The sequence below is a fragment of the Trichodesmium erythraeum IMS101 genome (assembly GCF_000014265.1).
Lineage (GTDB): Bacteria > Cyanobacteriota > Cyanobacteriia > Cyanobacteriales > Microcoleaceae > Trichodesmium > Trichodesmium erythraeum.
On record NC_008312.1, the window covers coordinates 4,794,088 to 4,810,685 of the forward strand.

Consider the following 16,598-nt stretch of genomic DNA (forward strand, 5'->3'; position numbering starts at 1 on the left):
AACTCTCCTTATGAGTAAGTCCAAGTCTAAGTCTAAGTCCAAGTCTAAGTCCAAGTCCAAGTACCGGGTTAGCAACTGGTCGTATGGATGATGCCTCCTTAAAGCAGAGAGGGAGCCTGACATTTTGGCTAAGTTATGAAGTGATAGAACAGTGGGTAAATCAACATCAAACTGGGCGTCAGGGAGCATCGAATACCTATAGCGATGTAGCTATTGAACTAATGGTCACTCTCAGTAGTTTGTTTGCAGGGCGGGGCGACAGACAGAAGAATTTGTAGAATCTATATTTGATTTTTAGGGATTAGATTTACCTGTACCAGACCATAGCACTGTATGCCGTAGGGTCAGAAAACTAAATATCGGGATACCAGTGAGACCAAGGACAGAAGGGATGCATTTGGTAGTTGATTCTACAGGGGTCAAAGTCTACGGTGAAGGGGAATGGAAAACCAGGATTCATGGTGTAGGTAAACGTAGGACATGGCGTAAATTACTAGAGTGTGAATGAGGCCACCGGAGAGATTGTCACAGCAGTTGTCACAACCAATAATGTGAGTGACGACCAAGTATTTTCTGACCTATTAGATGGAGTAGAAGGTGAAATAGCCCAAGTTTCAGGTGATGGGGCTGATGACAAATACAAGTGCTATGAAACAGCTCACCAAAGAGGCATAAAAACGACCATTCCACCGCGTAAAAATGCTGTGATTAGGCAGCATGGCAACTGTAAAGCCCTAACCGCTCCCAGAGATGAGAACCTCAGAGGAATTCGTCAAATAGGACGGCAAAAATGGAAGCATGAAAGTGGATACCATAGACGCTCTCTATCTGAAACCACTATGTTTAGGTTCAAAGTTTTATTTGGTGGGAAGTTACGAAGACGATAATTTGATAATCAAGCAGTGGAGTTATTCATTCAATGCGCTATCCTGAACCCCATGATACAGAATGGTAAACCCGAAAGTTATCAAGTACACATCTAGAACTGCATCTCTCCAGGGAGTCATCTGCGATCGCAACATTCATGCAACAAAGCCCTTTGGAATGATTAATAATCTTTTCTTTACCATCCAGAAACGTAACACAGAATCAATCTTCCTTGATTTTTTTTCGCTCTCAAATATTTGTTATTGTTTTGATTAAATTAGCGATCTCCTGATGATTTGGATTAACTTGAGCGACTTCTTTAAGAGCCATTATTGTAGATTCTATCTTATCATAATTTTTGACAAATCTAAAGTCTAAATCAATAGTTTTTTGATAATAAATAATAGCTTGATCTAATTCACCTAAACCTAAAAGATTTTCTCCTATTAAAAAATGAATTTCTGGTATATAAGGAGCTAATTTTAAAGCTATTTGTAGATAATTAAGAGCTTTTTTAAAATCTTTTTTTTCTAATAATGCTTTGCCAAGATCTAGATAAGGGTGGAATATTTGGGGGTTTAATTCCACTGCTTCTAAATAAGGTTGTAAAGCTTTATTTTTAAAAAGATTTGCACTAGTAAAAAAATCCTTCAGAGCAGGAGGTAAAACTATGTTAGTTTGATAACTATAATCAGAAAGAATATTTTTAACTTCTTCATAAGAATAACCTAAACTATTAAGAAGATCATTTCCTAAAAACTCTAAATAATTAGATACACATTGCCAAATAATCGGGTTATCTAAATCTTTTTTCCAACGATCTCTATGTTGAGAATTAGGAGTTTTTTCTTGATAAATTTGAGATTGATCTCCAAATTCCCATTTCTGTGAGGAACTCTCACCATAATTTAATATTTTCTCATCAAAAGGAATATTAAGAAATTTACAAACTTTTTTGATTTCCTGATTAGGATTAACGAGTAAATGTTCATAGCTGAGCACAATACTCTTGTTTTGTAATTCAACCATTCCTTGAGCAATTAAAATAGGTGCTTTTAAAAGATCACCTTGATAATATTGGATTCTCCACCAATGTTCTTGAATAAAAGTATTAAAAATAGAACATAAAACAGCTAAGGGATTTCTTAATAAAAAAATATATTTAGCAGAAGGAAAAGTTCTGTACAACTCAGGCAAAATATAATAGTATCTTGGCGTTTTATCTAAGAAATATTTTTTGCCAGATTCCTTGATAACTCCCTCATATAAATTAAGACACATTTTATTTACTGACTGAAAATATGCTTCTTCCCCTTGAGGATGTAACCATAGAAAGTTATTAAGTCCTTTTTTACTATTAACTGCACTATACTCCATTTGACACCCCTTATCACGCAGTGCATAGAAAGGATGTAACATAATCCAAGGTTCAGATATAGTATGAATATCTTGATGACTACCCAAAATACGTTGAGTAAGAGTTGATCCTGCTCTGGGTTGTGAAATAAGAAATATTAAATTCTTTTGGGAAAAATCACTCATTTTTTTCAAACTTAAATATACCAATCACTTTATATTATAGTGCTGCGAGCTATAATATTTACAACCTGGTCAAGTTTTAATAATCGATCATGCAACATTTCACAAGAGAGGAAATATTGATAATTTATTAGCACAAGTGGAATGTAGTGTACTTTATTACTCACGGGGTGACAAGCTAGTTGAAAGCTATTAAAATTAAGTAGTATTATGGTCTGTGATAGTGCCTTATATAGCCAAGAAAATATCCAATTAATCTCAAATTTAAAATGGATAACTCAAGTCCCAATGACTTTAAAAAAGGAAAAAAAAATAAGTAGAAACAATACTGTTTATTATGTCACTGTGTTTATTAGTGTATAATCTAGGCCAAAGGGAACTGAGAAAAACTTTAAAAAGAACCAATAGTTAGTGTGTGCTTTGTGCAACAAAGCAGGACTTAACAGTTAAATACAAATTAACTATGTTCATTTAAAATTACACATACATAGCGATATTGTAGCAGTATGAGTAAGGAGCGAAAACTATGTGAATAAGTAGTTTGAGTTCTAAGCAATTTGAAGCCTGTTCTTGAAAATAAGTTACAGACTGCGGTCAGTGGCATAAGGGTAAAACACTGAAGCTAGCTTCAAAGCTTGTGTAATCAAATATATGTAAGTTTGGGTAGGTTTAGTAGAATAGTTGGTAGTCCTGCATAGTAATGGTCAAGTACAAATTGTGTTATTATAGTGATGAACGAAGTTCCATATAGCTCCAATGTGATTACTTAATTTTTTAGAAAATGATAATGTTTTTCTTACTAACCGTCCGATGCGTTGTCGCATTGTATTGTTAAACCTTTCTATATAGCTAGTTTGAGCAGTTTCCTTCCCTACAGCCTTGTGTCCCATTGATGGTAATACTATCTCGTAAGCTTCCCAAAAATCAGTGTAGCAAATTGCACATTGACGATATACTCCAGGTAAAGATTGCCAGAGACCTTGAGCTGACTTTTGAGAGCGCTCGCCAATATATACTCCTAGATTGAGCGCTCGCTAACATCTATAGCGAGCCAAATCCATTTCTTATTTGTTTTAGAGCCAACATAAGACCACATTTCGTATCCGTTGAATTGTCAATTTACCCGTTTTTTTTTGAGTAACATCAACTTTTTGTTGAATTTGCTCATACTTATTATTAACGTAAATCTGTAGCCATCTTTCTGAAACACCAGTAATTCTTGCGATCGCAGCCAATGCTAATCGCTCTAACAACATTTTATCAATCATCACTCTTGTTGCCTCATCACTCTTGTTGTCTGCTAGGATTCTCGACAAATTGTCGTCCAAACACTAGGCAACGAAACCGAGGCTTACCGTAGTGAGTATGTCCATATTTGATGATTTTAGTAGATTGGCATTTAGGACAGTGCATAGCTATAAAATTAAATTTTAATTTATATTTTACCATTACTATGCAGGACTACCGAATAGTTTAATCAGAATAAACTCTTTTTAGTCCTGTGATTTTTGTTTTTCGCAAAGCTCTCTTGGTAGTCCTGTATATGTAGTGATAAAATTACAGTGAAGCGATCGCTTCATTATAATGATTAATGAAATACCAAATATCTCCTAGATGGGACCGAAGCTTTTTAGAAAAGGATAAAGTCTTTCTGACCAACCGAGAAATTCTTTGACGCAAAGTATTATTCAATCTTTCTATATAAGCTGTTAAACCTGAATATTCCCCACTGATTTATGTCTCTCTTCAGGAAAGACAAGCTCGTAAGCTGACCAAAAATCTGTATAACAAACTGCACACGGCCTTAAGACACCCGGTAATGAATTCCATAATCTATGCTGCCCCTTTTTCTCCTCTTTCCCCTAAGTAAAAACCCACAATTTCTTTAGTTTCTATATCAATCGCTAACCACAGCCATTATTTATTATTTTTATTGCCTACAAATGACCACATTTCATCACATTGAATGGTGAGTTTACCGGTTTTTTTTTAGTACATTTAATAGAGCGTGAAACCTCAGCATACTTATTATTGACGTAATTCTGGAGCCATTTTTCTGACACACCTGTTACACGGGTTATACCAGCTAAACTAATTTTTTCTCTATTTTAATTTATCAATAAGTTCTTTGGTTTCATTACTAATATAATCTCTTTGACTATTTTCGACAAATTGTCAGAGACAATTTTGACATTGATATTTTTGTTTTTTGTTGTGAATATTCCCATTTTTGACAATATGATTACTGCCACAACTAGGACAGATTAATTTATGAATGGACATCTGAATTATATAGATTTTTTCTTATTACTGTCATAGATAATAGCATACTTTTTTCATGATAGTTGAGTTTAATTCTTGATAGTTTGATGACTGATTATTATGTAGCGATAGCCTAGATAAAAATTTTGAATTATTAAGCATAAAAAACTTAATGTTTTCAAGATTAATGTCAATAAATAATCATTTATATTGGCTTATCACTACATATACAGGACCACCGCTCTCTTATAGTCTGGTGTGCATTGAAGTCGGCAATCACTTTTTTGGTAACCTGGGAGCACAACTGCTAGGGTTCTATATAATACGAACAAATATAGACCAACAAAGGCTTTTACTTCAATTTGGGGGGAGCAGGGGTTATAGCAATTTTTAGCGCATCGACGTCATGCTCTGATATGGAGAGACTTTGACTTATTTTTTCAACCAGAAAATGTTTAAGTACCAATATAAACTGTTGCGTAAAATAAAAAGTTGCAGGCTATAAAATTTGTTGCAGGAATTGATATAGTCCTACCCATTTAGAATGTCGATATTTTCAAATATAGTCCGTGCTGTGTTAAGGAACTTCAGCTATATTCATCTACTTGTACTACTACTGCTGATAGTGGAATTATAAGGACTGTTTACTTATATCTACTTCAAAAATTATAACTGTTATTTAACAAAACAAATATCAGAAAAAAATATACGGATCTACTATTAATTTTAATATTATAAACTACTCTGTGGATGATTTTTATTCAACCTTTTATGCTTTTCTTAAAAGATCCAAATTCTATATACTTAATTATCAATTATCAGATTTCAAAAAATAAGTTTGTATCTTAAAACAAATATGTTAGTATTGACCAGCAAAAAAATATTATCAGATTTAAAATATATAGGTAATTTGCATAATATCAGTCTTAGTAATGGGTATATTTCAAGATATAATTTATAATATTGGTATGTTCACACTTAAATTACTTCTTTGGCAAAATAATAGTAATTAGACATGATATCTACATAATTCAAGAAATAAGTTATCGAAATTGTTAAATTTGATTATTATAATTATTGTAATTTTAATAATTTGATTTCTGTTTTTTATGAATGGTATTATTGGTAGATACAACAATTCTATCTGAAGAGTTAAAGAGATGGACCACTAGAAGGCAGGAGGCAGAAGGCACTGATGCTTAAAGAACAAGAGTTTGAGTAATTTTTTAAGAAGTCTAGTGATTTTACAAATGATTTAGGATAGCTGATTATTAATCAAGACTTACCCAGAAACCGGGTTGATGAACTACAATTTACAATCATTTTGCGTTAAATTAGGGTAATAAATCTGGTTTCTTGGTTAGGGTTATAATAGAAGCCCAGTTTAATGAAAAAATAACTATCACTTATGATTAAAATCAAACATTCAATTAATCTCCATAAGGGTACCACCTTGATTTTCATATTGGTACTAATGATAGCCTACCAAAACTTTACTTTAGGTCCTTGGATTTATCTAGCTCTACATGGTACCTATGGAATTTTATGGCTACTAAAAGACCGTATCTATCCAGACAAACAATGGGAGGAAGAAATACCTGTTATACAAAGTATTATGATGTTTGTAATTATAGGTTTATATTGGGTAGCTCCTTATATTTTAATTAGCAGTGGAACTGAACCTCCAATACCTTTAGTAGCTGCTGCTATTTGTCTTAATATTTTTGGAGTTTTCCTCCACTATAGTAGCGACGCTCAAAAATATTATACCCTCAAATATAAGCCAGGATTAATCACAGAAGGATTCTTTGCTCGTTGCCGAAATACAAACTATTTAGGGGAAATGTTTATTTATATTTCCTTTGCAATGTTAGCCCAACATTGGCTACCTTTTTTAATTTTAGGAGGTTTTTTTGCCTTAATATTTATTCCTAATATTCTGAAAAAAGATAAATCTTTGTCTCGTTACCTAGAATTTACAGAATATAAGACTAATTCAGGTTTAATTATTCCTCAACTATGGGGTGATAATTTTATTAACCAAGAAGCTAAAAAAGTTAGTAAATAAAATAGTTAAAACATTTATTAAAAAATAAGTAGGAATAGCTTAGATCATGTCCGGATAATTATAAAAAAGCCTATGGTTTGTAGTAGGGCTTTCCAATTTTAAATATTTACCCTAGATATCTTGCCCTACTACAAGCTTTAATTATAACTATAAATGCGGACATAATATTAATTGAAGATTTACTTTATAAAGCTTTCAAAAACTAAAAATAATTAAATTATTTATTTGGCTTTAAAACTAAACAAAATTCCCCAAATATATCAGACAATACCAATAAATTTAAAACCTTCTCTTTGAAATATATGATATCTAATGGTATGGTAAACTTTCCTAATATTTAAGCAAGGAGGCATGAAAAAAACTTGGCTATATTAAAATTTGTATACTAACTCTAAGAGGGTATCTGTAAAAAAAAAGATTAAAATAAAACAAGGGGTAAGTAAAACAGAGAAAATGGAAGTGATCAACTAGAAGTGAAACATTGAGAACATGACTTGCTCTTCCCTATTCCACAGACCTAAGAAAGTGATAGCCCCCATACTACCTGTGGCTAATTCCGAAACATCCAGAGGTAGGAAACAAACAGTGGAGTTATCAGAAGTTGTTAAAAGTATTCTCTACAGTCGTAGTAGTAGTTGTGCCTGGGAACTTTTACCCCATGACTTCCCAGCAGCCTTGACTGTGTATGGTGATTTGCCGAAAATGGCAGGAGTATTGGAATCTGACAACAGATTCACCCTCGCCCACGAGCTCATGTATGCTAATAAGAGGGACAAAACCTAAAATCCATAGGGGGGATAATTGATAGCAAATTAGTGAAAAAAACTTAGATACGATGAGTAGAGCGTGGCTTTTATTGAGGCTAAAAAGTCAAAGGTCGGAAACGCCACACCCTAGTAGAAACATTGGGGCTGGTATTAGTGGTGCTAGTTCATGCTGCAAATATATCATATTTGATAGCTGGGAGGATATTGCTAGCAGAATCTAGCCTTTCAGTTCCAAGGCTATAAAAGGTTTGGGCTGAACGAGGTGTTCGAGGTGAGGGGTTACAGCAAGTCGCGGATGAATGGGAGCTTCACCAGGAGGAGGTTGAACGTTATTAAAAGAATTTTGAGTTTGAACTTTGAGGTTAGGTGGTGGATAAAACTTTAGGTAGGCTGGGACGCCAAAGACAACTCAGTAAAGATTAGGAGGGTTTACTGGAAGTAAGTAAATTCGTTGTTCATATAGCTATGATTTCACTGATTTTAAATCGCCTTGTCCCTTAAGGTTTTATTTACAGATATCCTCTCAAGTTATTGCCTCAAATTTTTATTAAATCTACCATTAAGCTTGCTTTTCACCCCGTGAGTTCTTCTTCACTCTAATCGCAATTACGGTAATATTATCCTTGCCCCCATTCTCTAAAGCTGCTTTTACACAAGCCTTTGTTAGCTTTTCTGACGAATCTCTAAACTGTTCGACCAAACTTTCTAATACTTCCTGACTTACTTCTCCATGTAACCCGTCGCTGCACAACAACAATAAATCTCCAGAATGCAATTTTCTTACTGGTGAAGGGGGAGAATCCCATTTTGGGTCAATAGATAATTGTGCTTTTCCCCTGCCTCCCAAACAAGAGTTAACGACGGAACGCATCGGATGACTCGACACTTCTTCAGGGGTAATTTTTCCTAACTCCAGGAGTACCCCTACTACTGAATGATCGGCGGTGATGTAGGGGGGAGAGTTACAACTAAAGTGGTATAAGCGACAGTCTCCGGCATAGAGATGGATTAATTCTGTGGGGGTGACGATCGCTGCTATTATCGTTGTCCCCATATTCATCAATTTGAAGTCTTGAGAAGCTTGCTCTCGAATGGCGCGATCAGCTTCGTAAAATCCTTTGAGCAGTAATTCATATCGTCCAAAAGCTTCTGGGGGAAAGGGTTGTTCCAGCAATCCCCGAAAGGTATCCACAGCAATTTTTGAGGCTACCTCTCCTCCTTTATTTCCTCCCATACCATCAGCTACTACGGCTAATATGGCAGTTTCGTCTTCCCAGAGTTCCAGCAAATAATTATCTTGATTGATTTCCCGCTTGTTGCCCCGATGGGTTTTGACTTCACGAGTTAGGGACCCTACCACTAATGGTTTATTCATTAATTATCACCTCAAATTTTAAATTACCTAGTTTGACCTGACTTCCTGGTTTTAAACTGACAGGAGATGAGGGCTGGTTGGGGATAACGGGAGAGAGCTTTTCTCCATCTACAAAAGTGCCGTTACTACTGCCTAAATCTACAATTTGCAGGTTGCATCCTACCCACTCAATCTCTGCATGACGGCGGGATATAGCTGGCGGACTACCGATTTCGCAATCAGTTAAATTGATGTCTACTTTGATATTGGGTGGGTCGTTGCGACCAATAACTATTCGCATCTGGTTGAGGGGAAATATCCTGTGGGCTCCAGGTCCATTGAGTACCTGCAGTTGTGCGGTATCGGGAGTAAACCGATTTAAACCTGGAGGGGTGTCGATGCCGAAGCTGTTACTCATGTTGGTTTTGAAGATAATATTTAAACTGGAAAACTGGGGATTAGTCTGTCTTTCCAAGATTGCGCGAATCCCTCAATATTCCCGTGGCTTTGTCTGGATTCAAATTTCCTGTCTTTTGCAAATCGTCTAGTTGTTGGGCGGCTTGGCTGGCAAGATCTAGTTCCCCGGCTTTGGCTGCTGTAACTTGAATTTCTGTTAGCAACTCTCCAGTGCGCTTAGGATTACTATTACCAATGTCTATCATCTCTTTGCTGTAAAGGTTGATTTCCCAACATTGCCGATCACGATTTACTTCTGTATTAACTTTTTGTGCTTCGCTGTAGGCAGTGGTGTAGGTAATAGCGGCTGTTTTTTTTATGGGGGTTTCTAATCCCCTAGCTGTTAGTTCTACTGAAATTATGTCGCGACTTCCTAGGGGTTCGCCAAAACTGATGGAGGGAAGATCCAAACTAATTAAAATATCTGTAGGGTAATCCCTACGGAGTGTTCCCAGGCTTAATTCATTGGGGCGGGTTTCTTCTAGGGGTAAATATTCTGGACGGAAGCGACAGTAGCTTGTCGCTTTAACTCCGGAAGCTAATAGTGTTAAGTGAAGTTTGGCATCTACAATGGCAATTTCCTGATCCGCTTTTAATCTGTTTTGTAGATCGCTCAATAGCTTGTCTGGAGTATCAGCATAGATAAATGCTCCTCCACCTTGATCGCTTAAGTCTGTCAAAAAGGATGTGTTGAAGTTAGCAGCATCACCTAGTCCTACAGCACACAGGATAATGCCACAACTTTTCATGTTCCTGGCTTTGACAATAAAGGGTTTCATATCATCTAAAGGCGTTCCTCCAGCATTTGTAGCATGACCATCGGTAATTAAAACCCCCACGAGTGGTGGGCTTTTTTCTGGAAGGAGACTTTCTTCAATCCAATCTAATGCTAAGTCGATGCGAGTAACACCCCTTGCTTGTAAATCAGCGATCGCCCCTTCGGCGAATCCCGCAGCAGCACCCCCACCTGCTAGAGATTCCAGCAAAGGTGTGACTCTGGTAGAGTAACCTGCTAGAGATAAGTAGTCTGGGTCCCGTAAATGAGAAACGACGGCAAGACAAGCTTCTTTAGCGCGTTGCAGTTTTTCCCCTTTCATTGATTGACTGGTATCAAGAGCGATCGCCATCCGTATTGGTAAACTGGGCAAATTGGCATCTGTTTTAGGCTGAATGCGGACTCGTAGGACGTGACTGCCGTCTCGGTAATTTGCCTGTTGGGAGTTAAGTTTTGCTGGTCTATCCCAGGTTAGTTCTAGGTCAAACATAGTTGGTTATTTTGCGGTAATTGATTTGATTTTACTCTTTACTGGTCTTTAAAAATATCGATCTCTAGATCGTTAGTCGCGTTTAATCAACTGACTTGCAATCCATCCCTGTCTCTGATACTGTGGACTATAAATTTTGTACCAAAGATAATTATCTGAGTTATACCTCTCGTCGAGGACTCTAACAGGACTCCCAATAGTTAATTCAAAAAGAACCTCTGTCTCAGTAGAGCTTCCAGAGCGAACATTCTTGGTCTCCCAAGAAGTGCCTGTAACAGTTGCATTTGTCAGTTTTTTATTTATTTTTTTGCAAGCTGCAAAAGCGTCTGGAAATTTTTCTAAGTCAAGGTAAATAGAACATTTTTTGTCCCAAACATGGGTTATACTATATTCTCCAAATTCCCCATTACCTTCTATCGCCTTCTCAAAAGCATCTAAAGCCTTATCTCGCCATCCTCTGTCCTGGTAAATCACTCCTATTTTATACCAGACTTCTGAATCGTCTGATTTAAATTGAACAGCTCTCCAGTAGGAATTTAATGCTTGACGTTTACCCTTTAACTTCGACAAAGCATTCCCTCGCTCCTTCCAAGCTCGATAATCATAATCAACCAGCTCGACTCTTTGATTGCAGGCATAATAAGTTTCTTGAGTGTCTTCTCCCTGTTCAGCTAAAAGATAGCATTTTTTCTGCCAAACATCCGCTATACTGAATTCTCCAAATTCTCCATTACCCTTTATAGCTTTGTTAAAAGCATTTAAAGCTTCATTTATCTCTCCTTTGTTTTCCCAAATCAAACCTATCTTGTACCAAACTTCTGAATCATCTGATTGAATTTCTACAACTTTTTGATAGGATTCTAATGCTTCTTCTTTTTGATCCAATTTCCATAAAGCATCTCCCTTTTCTTTCCATAGAAAGTGATTATAGCGATTAAAACTAATAGCTGCTTTACAGACAGAAATAGTTGTTTCTGGCTCAGAGTTTTTTACAAGATTGAGTATCAAACAAGCTCGTATCGGAGCATCCGCTGATTCAGGTAGAAGTTCAAAAACTTCAAGGTATTTTTCTAGCGCACTTTCATAATTCCCTATTTCTTCTAGGCTATTAGCTTCTTCAAGTAAAATTTTAGCTTTTTTTTCTTTTAACTGAGGAATCAGAATATTAGTGACAGCAAAAAATCCTCCTATTCCCATTGTAACTATTAAACCTGTGATTATTTTAGGTTTAATATTAGACCTCTCCAAAAACACCAATTTACGAACGGTAGCATAAAGGCTTGAGAACCTTTTCTGGAGAGGCCTGTTTTCAGGAGCATCAACTGATGGTAATGACGATAAGGGTAACGGAGTTAATTCAGGGATTTCACTTCTGGATACCAAGTCTGGTAAAGGATATTTTTCAACTGTATTAAGTCGTTCTTCTCTGCTGATAATAAATTGACGGTAAAGAGCATTTGCCCTTGTTAGTAATTTATGATCGGTAAAAATGTAAAGCAAGCGATTTGTGTACCAATACACATTGTCTCCATAAGGAGCGAGAACAAAATTTCCTTCTCTAATGGGTAATACAAGCCCGCACTTAAAAATTAGATAGTATATTTTTCCGGAAAATGGCAGGATGATTAATGCCAAAACCAGAGCAAAAATTATCCCTGCAATCGAACTAAGAGTGTAAGTTATTGCTGCTATTACAGCTCCTATATGAATATACAAAGCTAATTTACTCGGTTTGTAAACAAAACCACTATTTATGTGCTCTAAATAACCATCTTCATAATTCAGTTCCCCAAAATAACCTACACTAATATGTGCTATCCGACGCTCAGTCACACAAGCAAATTGACGATTTCCCAAACAAAAAAAACCTTGAATACCTAAATATCTCGCATCATAAATCTCCTCATCTTCAGGAATAAATTGTTGAAACATGGTTTTAATAGCATCAAAATCACCTTCACAACCTAGCTTAAGCAGACTTTTCTGAAGTTTAATATCGCCCTTTTTAGGCTCTATTTGAGTGGAATAAATATTAGAAAATGGATTGCTCATTTTTTACCCAACCAGTTTATTTTTACTTGATTGACAATAATTTAAAGTTACTTTACTAAAGATGTCTATTATTAAACAACACCTCTTAACTTAATGCGATTTTCTCTAGCGATCGTAAGATCGCGAAGAAGTTCATTTGCCCGTGTTAACAAACCACGATTTGTAAAAATATACACAGGCAGTCCCCCTCTAACTGCTATAACTATTCCACATTTGTTGAATCTGTAATATGTTTGAACGACAAAAGGTAATAACAACAAACCTATTACGGTAATTCCTACTACTGCAACTATTAAGTACAACCATAACTTAGAAGGTTGATAAATAAAAGTGCTGTTGATATGTTCTAAATAACCATCTTGATAAGTAACTTGACCAAATCGGCCTACGGTAATATCGGCGACACGACGATCTGTTAGACACACAAACTCTCGATTTCCAAAACCCCATAGTCCTTGCAATCCCAAATACCGAACCAAACAAATTTCTTCTGCTTCTGGAATGAACTGTTGAAACATGGTACGAATTGCGTCTTGATTGTCTTTCGATGCTCTTTTAAGCAAACTAGAAGAAATTCTAATCTCCTGTTTTGAACCTTTATCTGGATTTTTTGTCATAATTATTTCTCCATTACAGTATTTTGTGAATAAAAACTTACTACCTTTAGAAAGAGTTATCGTCAAATAAAGAACTAAACCATCCCCAAAATCCCTTGGCTCTTCCCCATCGATCAGGATGAATTTCTTGATTTTGGGGACTTGATTCTGTAGGTTTTGGATGGTTAGATGAAGTATCTTCCCCTTCATTTACTGGGTTAATCGGTAGTTCTACTAGGGTGCTAGAATCTACAATTCTTGTAAAAATTTGAGTTTGGGGACTTAACTTTGTAGTTTTTGAATCATTAGAAAAAGTATATTCCACTTCTGTTAAAATTTGCTTTACTGACCAACGTTTTTGCCGATTTTTTTGCAAACATCCCCGAACCATCTGCTCAAAACTTTTTGGCAAGCCTGATAAATCTGGTTCTCCATTGCACACCTGTTTTTGTAACTGTTGTGGCGTATCTCCTTCAAATGGCATTTTTCCTGTCAACACTTGCACAATAATTACCCCCAAAGACCAAACATCCCATGATGTCGCTACTTTACCTTCATAAGCCTCTGGTGGGGAGTAGCCTGGAGTTCCTGTAAGATTAACAGTATCCATCACACTATTTTTTCCGATCGCCCTTACCAACCCAAAATCTGATAATTTCCATTTATCTCCCACCCTAAGTATATTTCCAGGCTTTAAATCTCTATGGGCAATGGAATTTTGTTCATTGTGGAGATAGTCTAAAGCTCCTGCAATATAGTTTACTAACTGCAGCGTTTCTGTTTCCGATAAAACCCCCTCATTTAACTGCTTTTCCAAACTAAACTCAGCTACCTCCATTACTAAATAAAGAAAATCGGCAGCATTAAGATGACATTCGTTGACATCAAAGCAACTGATGAGATTGGGATGTTTTAAAGACATAGATGCCTGGAGTTCGTTTAATTGAGCCTGGTTATTATCATCGGCAACAATCAGTTTTATCGCCACCTGACGCATCAGCTTATTTCTAACAACATCATCAGCAAGAAAAACTCCTCCAAAACCACCCGCACCTAAAAGTTCTCGGAGATAATATTTTTTTTCAATAACTTGCCCTTCTAGCATTTTCCAAAGTAAAGTATTGTTCATAGTAGATTCTTTTACTAATTAGTTGAACTCTATTAATTAATCCCTCAAACTCGATCTACCTCTAACTCTCCATTGCTTTTTATCCCCACTTTCAGCGTATGTCCTGCTAATTCGCTGGTGTCAGAAAAATTCTTAAAAATCCAACTATTAAGCGGACGTTCAACCAAACTTTCCAATACAGTTTTAATTCGTCGTCCTCCAAACAGCAAATTATCTCCTTCTCCCATCCTTTTCCTCAAAACACCATAAACTGAAGGCTGAAATTTGAGTATTAACTGATACTTTTCTGCTGCTACTTCTGCCAATTTTAGTAATAACTTTTTTCCAATCATACTGACAAATTGCGATCGCAACAAATCAAACACCACAATATTGTCCCCCAAACGACTCAGCAACTCGGCCCGACCAATGAGACTCGTAAAATACCAATACACCTCAGCCTCAAAATGAGTTTTTACCTCTTCATAACCAAAAACATCCCCATCTTTAACGCGATTCATAATTCCCTCTCGGATAATATTACCAGTTTGGGGGTCAGTTTTGTCAGATGCTCCAATATTGCTAGTAAAAATAATCGCCGTTTGGCTAAAATAAGCAGTTTGTCCCTTACCATCGGTCAGTCTGCCATCCTCCAAAATTTGCAGAAATTTATCTAAAATTTTAGGATGTGCTTTCTCAATTTCATCAAACAGTAAAATGCTGTAAGGGTAGTCAATAACTCGATTAGTTAGCTGTCCCCCTTCCTCATAACCCGTATAGCCAGGAGGGGCACCAATTAGCTTTTGGTCCGCGTTTTCTTCCCTATACTCACTCATATCAAAGCGGGCAAAAGCCTCCTCATTACCAAAAACCAGCTTAGTCATCGCCTTTGCCAGTTCGGTTTTGCCCACACCCGTCGGCCCCACAAAAAAGAAAACCCCTTTCGGTTTACCGCTGGGACCCTTGTTGCTGCTCATGCTCAACCCCACCCTAGCGGAACTCAACATCGTAGTGACAGCAGAAATCGCCCTCTCTTGTCCCAAGACCATCTCAGACAGTTCTTTCCCGGCATTTGCGACTTTATCCGCGCTCAACTTTTCCCAGGGGTCTTCCCGTTGGCCAAACTTATAAAAGTTAACCAACCGCCATATTTTATTAGTTTCCAGGGGAATTTTTTCCTGCCAGGAAGTATGACGCAAAGCCTCCAGATCCCAGATTTGAAATTCCTCCGTCAGGTCCGCAAACTCCTCTGCCAAGACTTCTAGTTCCGAGGGCTGTTCTGGAGAAGGGGGATGGACTTCGATACGATCGCCCTCATAAAATCCCCCCATCCCGTTAGCCATAGGAGCAAAAAAGCGCAATGCAAACTCGCGGCGTTCGTCCTTACTGGGAAGCGAAACTTGTATTCTCCGCAAAAAAGGGTTTTTATGGTAAAACCATTGGGGTACAGTTTCAAGTTCGTTAACTAAAATTACCAGAGTATTGCGAAATCCTTTTAAAGCACCATTGGCGATTAAAGATGCTTCTAAAGTAGATTTTTTCAACATCATGAGAGGATGTCGCCCGCTGCCTTGACTAATACTCTTCGACGCCAACATATCCCCCAGTTCCACCGTCACCGCCACGGATGTTTTTGGTTGGGATAATAACCCAAATATTTGCCGAAACGATTCTTCTATAGGTAGATAAGTTTCCAAAGCACCACGACGCAATGCCAAGTTATCAAAAAGTTCCGTCATATCAGGTTTAGCAAACTTGAACTTTTCTATATCGTCGTAACTAACAACCAGATCGAACTGGTTATCTAAGAAATAAGATTTTAGGAAATGGTGGATACTCTGATAAGCGCCGCGCCACAAAAAATGGTCGTAAATGTTTCCGTATAAAATAATATGTTGGCGACGGTGAATCAGCTTTTCAAATTCCTGAATCCATCGTATTTTGAAACTATCGTCAACCACTTTTTTCATCAAATCTCATGCTTTTTTGATAAATTAGCCTTGTATTTTGTGAGAAGCAGGAGTGCTGTTTTAGATAACAAAAAGCAATTATATTCAGCAACTCCGGCGACCAAGTCAACTTTTAGAGTAGATTACTAAACAATAGCCTAGTAACCTTTGCGATACTGAGCTATTAACCACTCTACACAATAATCTACTGCCTTGCGTAGAAGCTCTTTAGCAACTTCTTTAGCGACAGTCTTTAAGAATTCAGTCCAAACCGACATTTTTTCTCCTCACTATCAAGTTGTTTTGCTTAAGTTA

The 16,598-nt window shown here is 36.8% G+C and carries 10 protein-coding genes and 3 pseudogenes; 3 read left to right on the forward strand and 10 right to left on the reverse strand.

Features of this window, described 5'->3' with window-relative positions; translation table 11 throughout:
* Positions 1 to 10: 10 nt before the first annotated feature.
* Positions 11 to 983: pseudogene (locus tag TERY_RS25475) on the forward strand (IS5 family transposase).
* 133 nt (positions 984 to 1,116) lie between these two features.
* Here the strand turns inward: TERY_RS25475 and TERY_RS15035 are convergent.
* The 3 genes and pseudogenes from TERY_RS15035 to TERY_RS30840 all read right to left on the reverse strand — a co-directional run bounded on the left by TERY_RS15035 (position 1,117) and on the right by TERY_RS30840 (position 4,689).
* Positions 1,117 to 2,409 carry a sulfotransferase gene (locus tag TERY_RS15035; protein WP_011612618.1) on the reverse strand — a complete coding sequence of 431 codons (1,293 nt, stop codon included), beginning with the start codon at positions 2,407 to 2,409 and terminating at the stop codon, positions 1,117 to 1,119.
* A 701-nt stretch (positions 2,410 to 3,110) separates the two neighbouring features.
* Positions 3,111 to 3,819: pseudogene (locus TERY_RS30835) on the reverse strand (IS1 family transposase).
* 144 nt (positions 3,820 to 3,963) lie between these two features.
* Positions 3,964 to 4,689, reverse strand: a pseudogene (locus TERY_RS30840) (IS1 family transposase).
* 1,390 nt (positions 4,690 to 6,079) lie between these two features.
* Here TERY_RS30840 and TERY_RS15045 point away from each other — a divergent pair.
* Entirely contained in the window at positions 6,080 to 6,736 is a 657-nt protein-coding gene (locus tag TERY_RS15045; RefSeq protein WP_044137595.1) for a methyltransferase family protein, read from the forward strand.
* A gap of 489 nt (positions 6,737 to 7,225) precedes the next feature.
* The gene (locus TERY_RS15050) at positions 7,226 to 7,519 is read left to right on the forward strand and encodes a transposase (RefSeq protein ID WP_011612621.1); all 294 of its coding nucleotides are present in this window, start codon (positions 7,226 to 7,228) and stop codon (positions 7,517 to 7,519) included.
* 543 nt (positions 7,520 to 8,062) lie between these two features.
* Here TERY_RS15050 and TERY_RS15055 read toward each other — a convergent pair.
* The 7 genes from TERY_RS15055 to TERY_RS15085 all read right to left on the reverse strand — a co-directional run bounded on the left by TERY_RS15055 (position 8,063) and on the right by TERY_RS15085 (position 16,304).
* Complete coding sequence (locus tag TERY_RS15055; RefSeq protein ID WP_011612622.1) at positions 8,063 to 8,878, reverse strand: protein phosphatase 2C domain-containing protein; 816 nt, start codon at positions 8,876 to 8,878, stop codon at positions 8,063 to 8,065.
* Positions 8,871 to 9,275, reverse strand: a complete 405-nt coding sequence (locus TERY_RS15060) for an FHA domain-containing protein (protein ID WP_011612623.1) — start codon at positions 9,273 to 9,275, stop codon at positions 8,871 to 8,873. The genes TERY_RS15055 and TERY_RS15060 overlap by 8 nt, the downstream gene beginning before the upstream one ends.
* 40 nt (positions 9,276 to 9,315) lie before the next feature.
* Complete coding sequence (locus tag TERY_RS15065) at positions 9,316 to 10,578, reverse strand: VWA domain-containing protein (protein WP_011612624.1); 1,263 nt, start codon at positions 10,576 to 10,578, stop codon at positions 9,316 to 9,318.
* A 72-nt stretch (positions 10,579 to 10,650) separates the two neighbouring features.
* Positions 10,651 to 12,630: a tetratricopeptide repeat protein gene (locus TERY_RS25480; RefSeq protein ID WP_011612625.1), complete on the reverse strand. Its 1,980-nt coding sequence runs from the start codon at positions 12,628 to 12,630 to the stop codon at positions 10,651 to 10,653.
* Positions 12,631 to 12,701: 71 nt separating this feature from the next.
* Positions 12,702 to 13,247, reverse strand: coding sequence for a hypothetical protein (locus tag TERY_RS15075; protein ID WP_155994446.1), 546 nt, complete (start codon positions 13,245 to 13,247; stop codon positions 12,702 to 12,704).
* 46 nt (positions 13,248 to 13,293) lie between these two features.
* A complete protein-coding gene (locus TERY_RS15080; RefSeq protein WP_011612627.1) occupies positions 13,294 to 14,355 on the reverse strand; it encodes a protein kinase domain-containing protein in 1,062 nt (353 codons plus the stop codon).
* A gap of 44 nt (positions 14,356 to 14,399) precedes the next feature.
* A complete protein-coding gene (locus TERY_RS15085; protein ID WP_011612628.1) occupies positions 14,400 to 16,304 on the reverse strand; it encodes an AAA family ATPase in 1,905 nt (634 codons plus the stop codon).
* Positions 16,305 to 16,598: the final 294 nt, after the last annotated feature.

Coding starts and splice junctions, on each gene's coding strand:
- TERY_RS25480 (WP_011612625.1), bottom strand. CDS start 12,630: ATGAGCAATCCATTTTCTAATATTTATTCCACTCAAATAGAGCCTAAA.
- TERY_RS15055 (WP_011612622.1), bottom strand. CDS start 8,878: ATGAATAAACCATTAGTGGTAGGGTCCCTAACTCGTGAAGTCAAAACC.
- TERY_RS15050 (WP_011612621.1), top strand. CDS start 7,226: ATGACTTGCTCTTCCCTATTCCACAGACCTAAGAAAGTGATAGCCCCC.
- TERY_RS15080 (WP_011612627.1), bottom strand. CDS start 14,355: ATGAACAATACTTTACTTTGGAAAATGCTAGAAGGGCAAGTTATTGAA.
- TERY_RS15035 (WP_011612618.1), bottom strand. CDS start 2,409: ATGAGTGATTTTTCCCAAAAGAATTTAATATTTCTTATTTCACAACCC.
- TERY_RS15065 (WP_011612624.1), bottom strand. CDS start 10,578: ATGTTTGACCTAGAACTAACCTGGGATAGACCAGCAAAACTTAACTCC.
- TERY_RS15085 (WP_011612628.1), bottom strand. CDS start 16,304: ATGAAAAAAGTGGTTGACGATAGTTTCAAAATACGATGGATTCAGGAA.
- TERY_RS15075 (WP_155994446.1), bottom strand. CDS start 13,247: ATGACAAAAAATCCAGATAAAGGTTCAAAACAGGAGATTAGAATTTCT.
- TERY_RS15060 (WP_011612623.1), bottom strand. CDS start 9,275: ATGAGTAACAGCTTCGGCATCGACACCCCTCCAGGTTTAAATCGGTTT.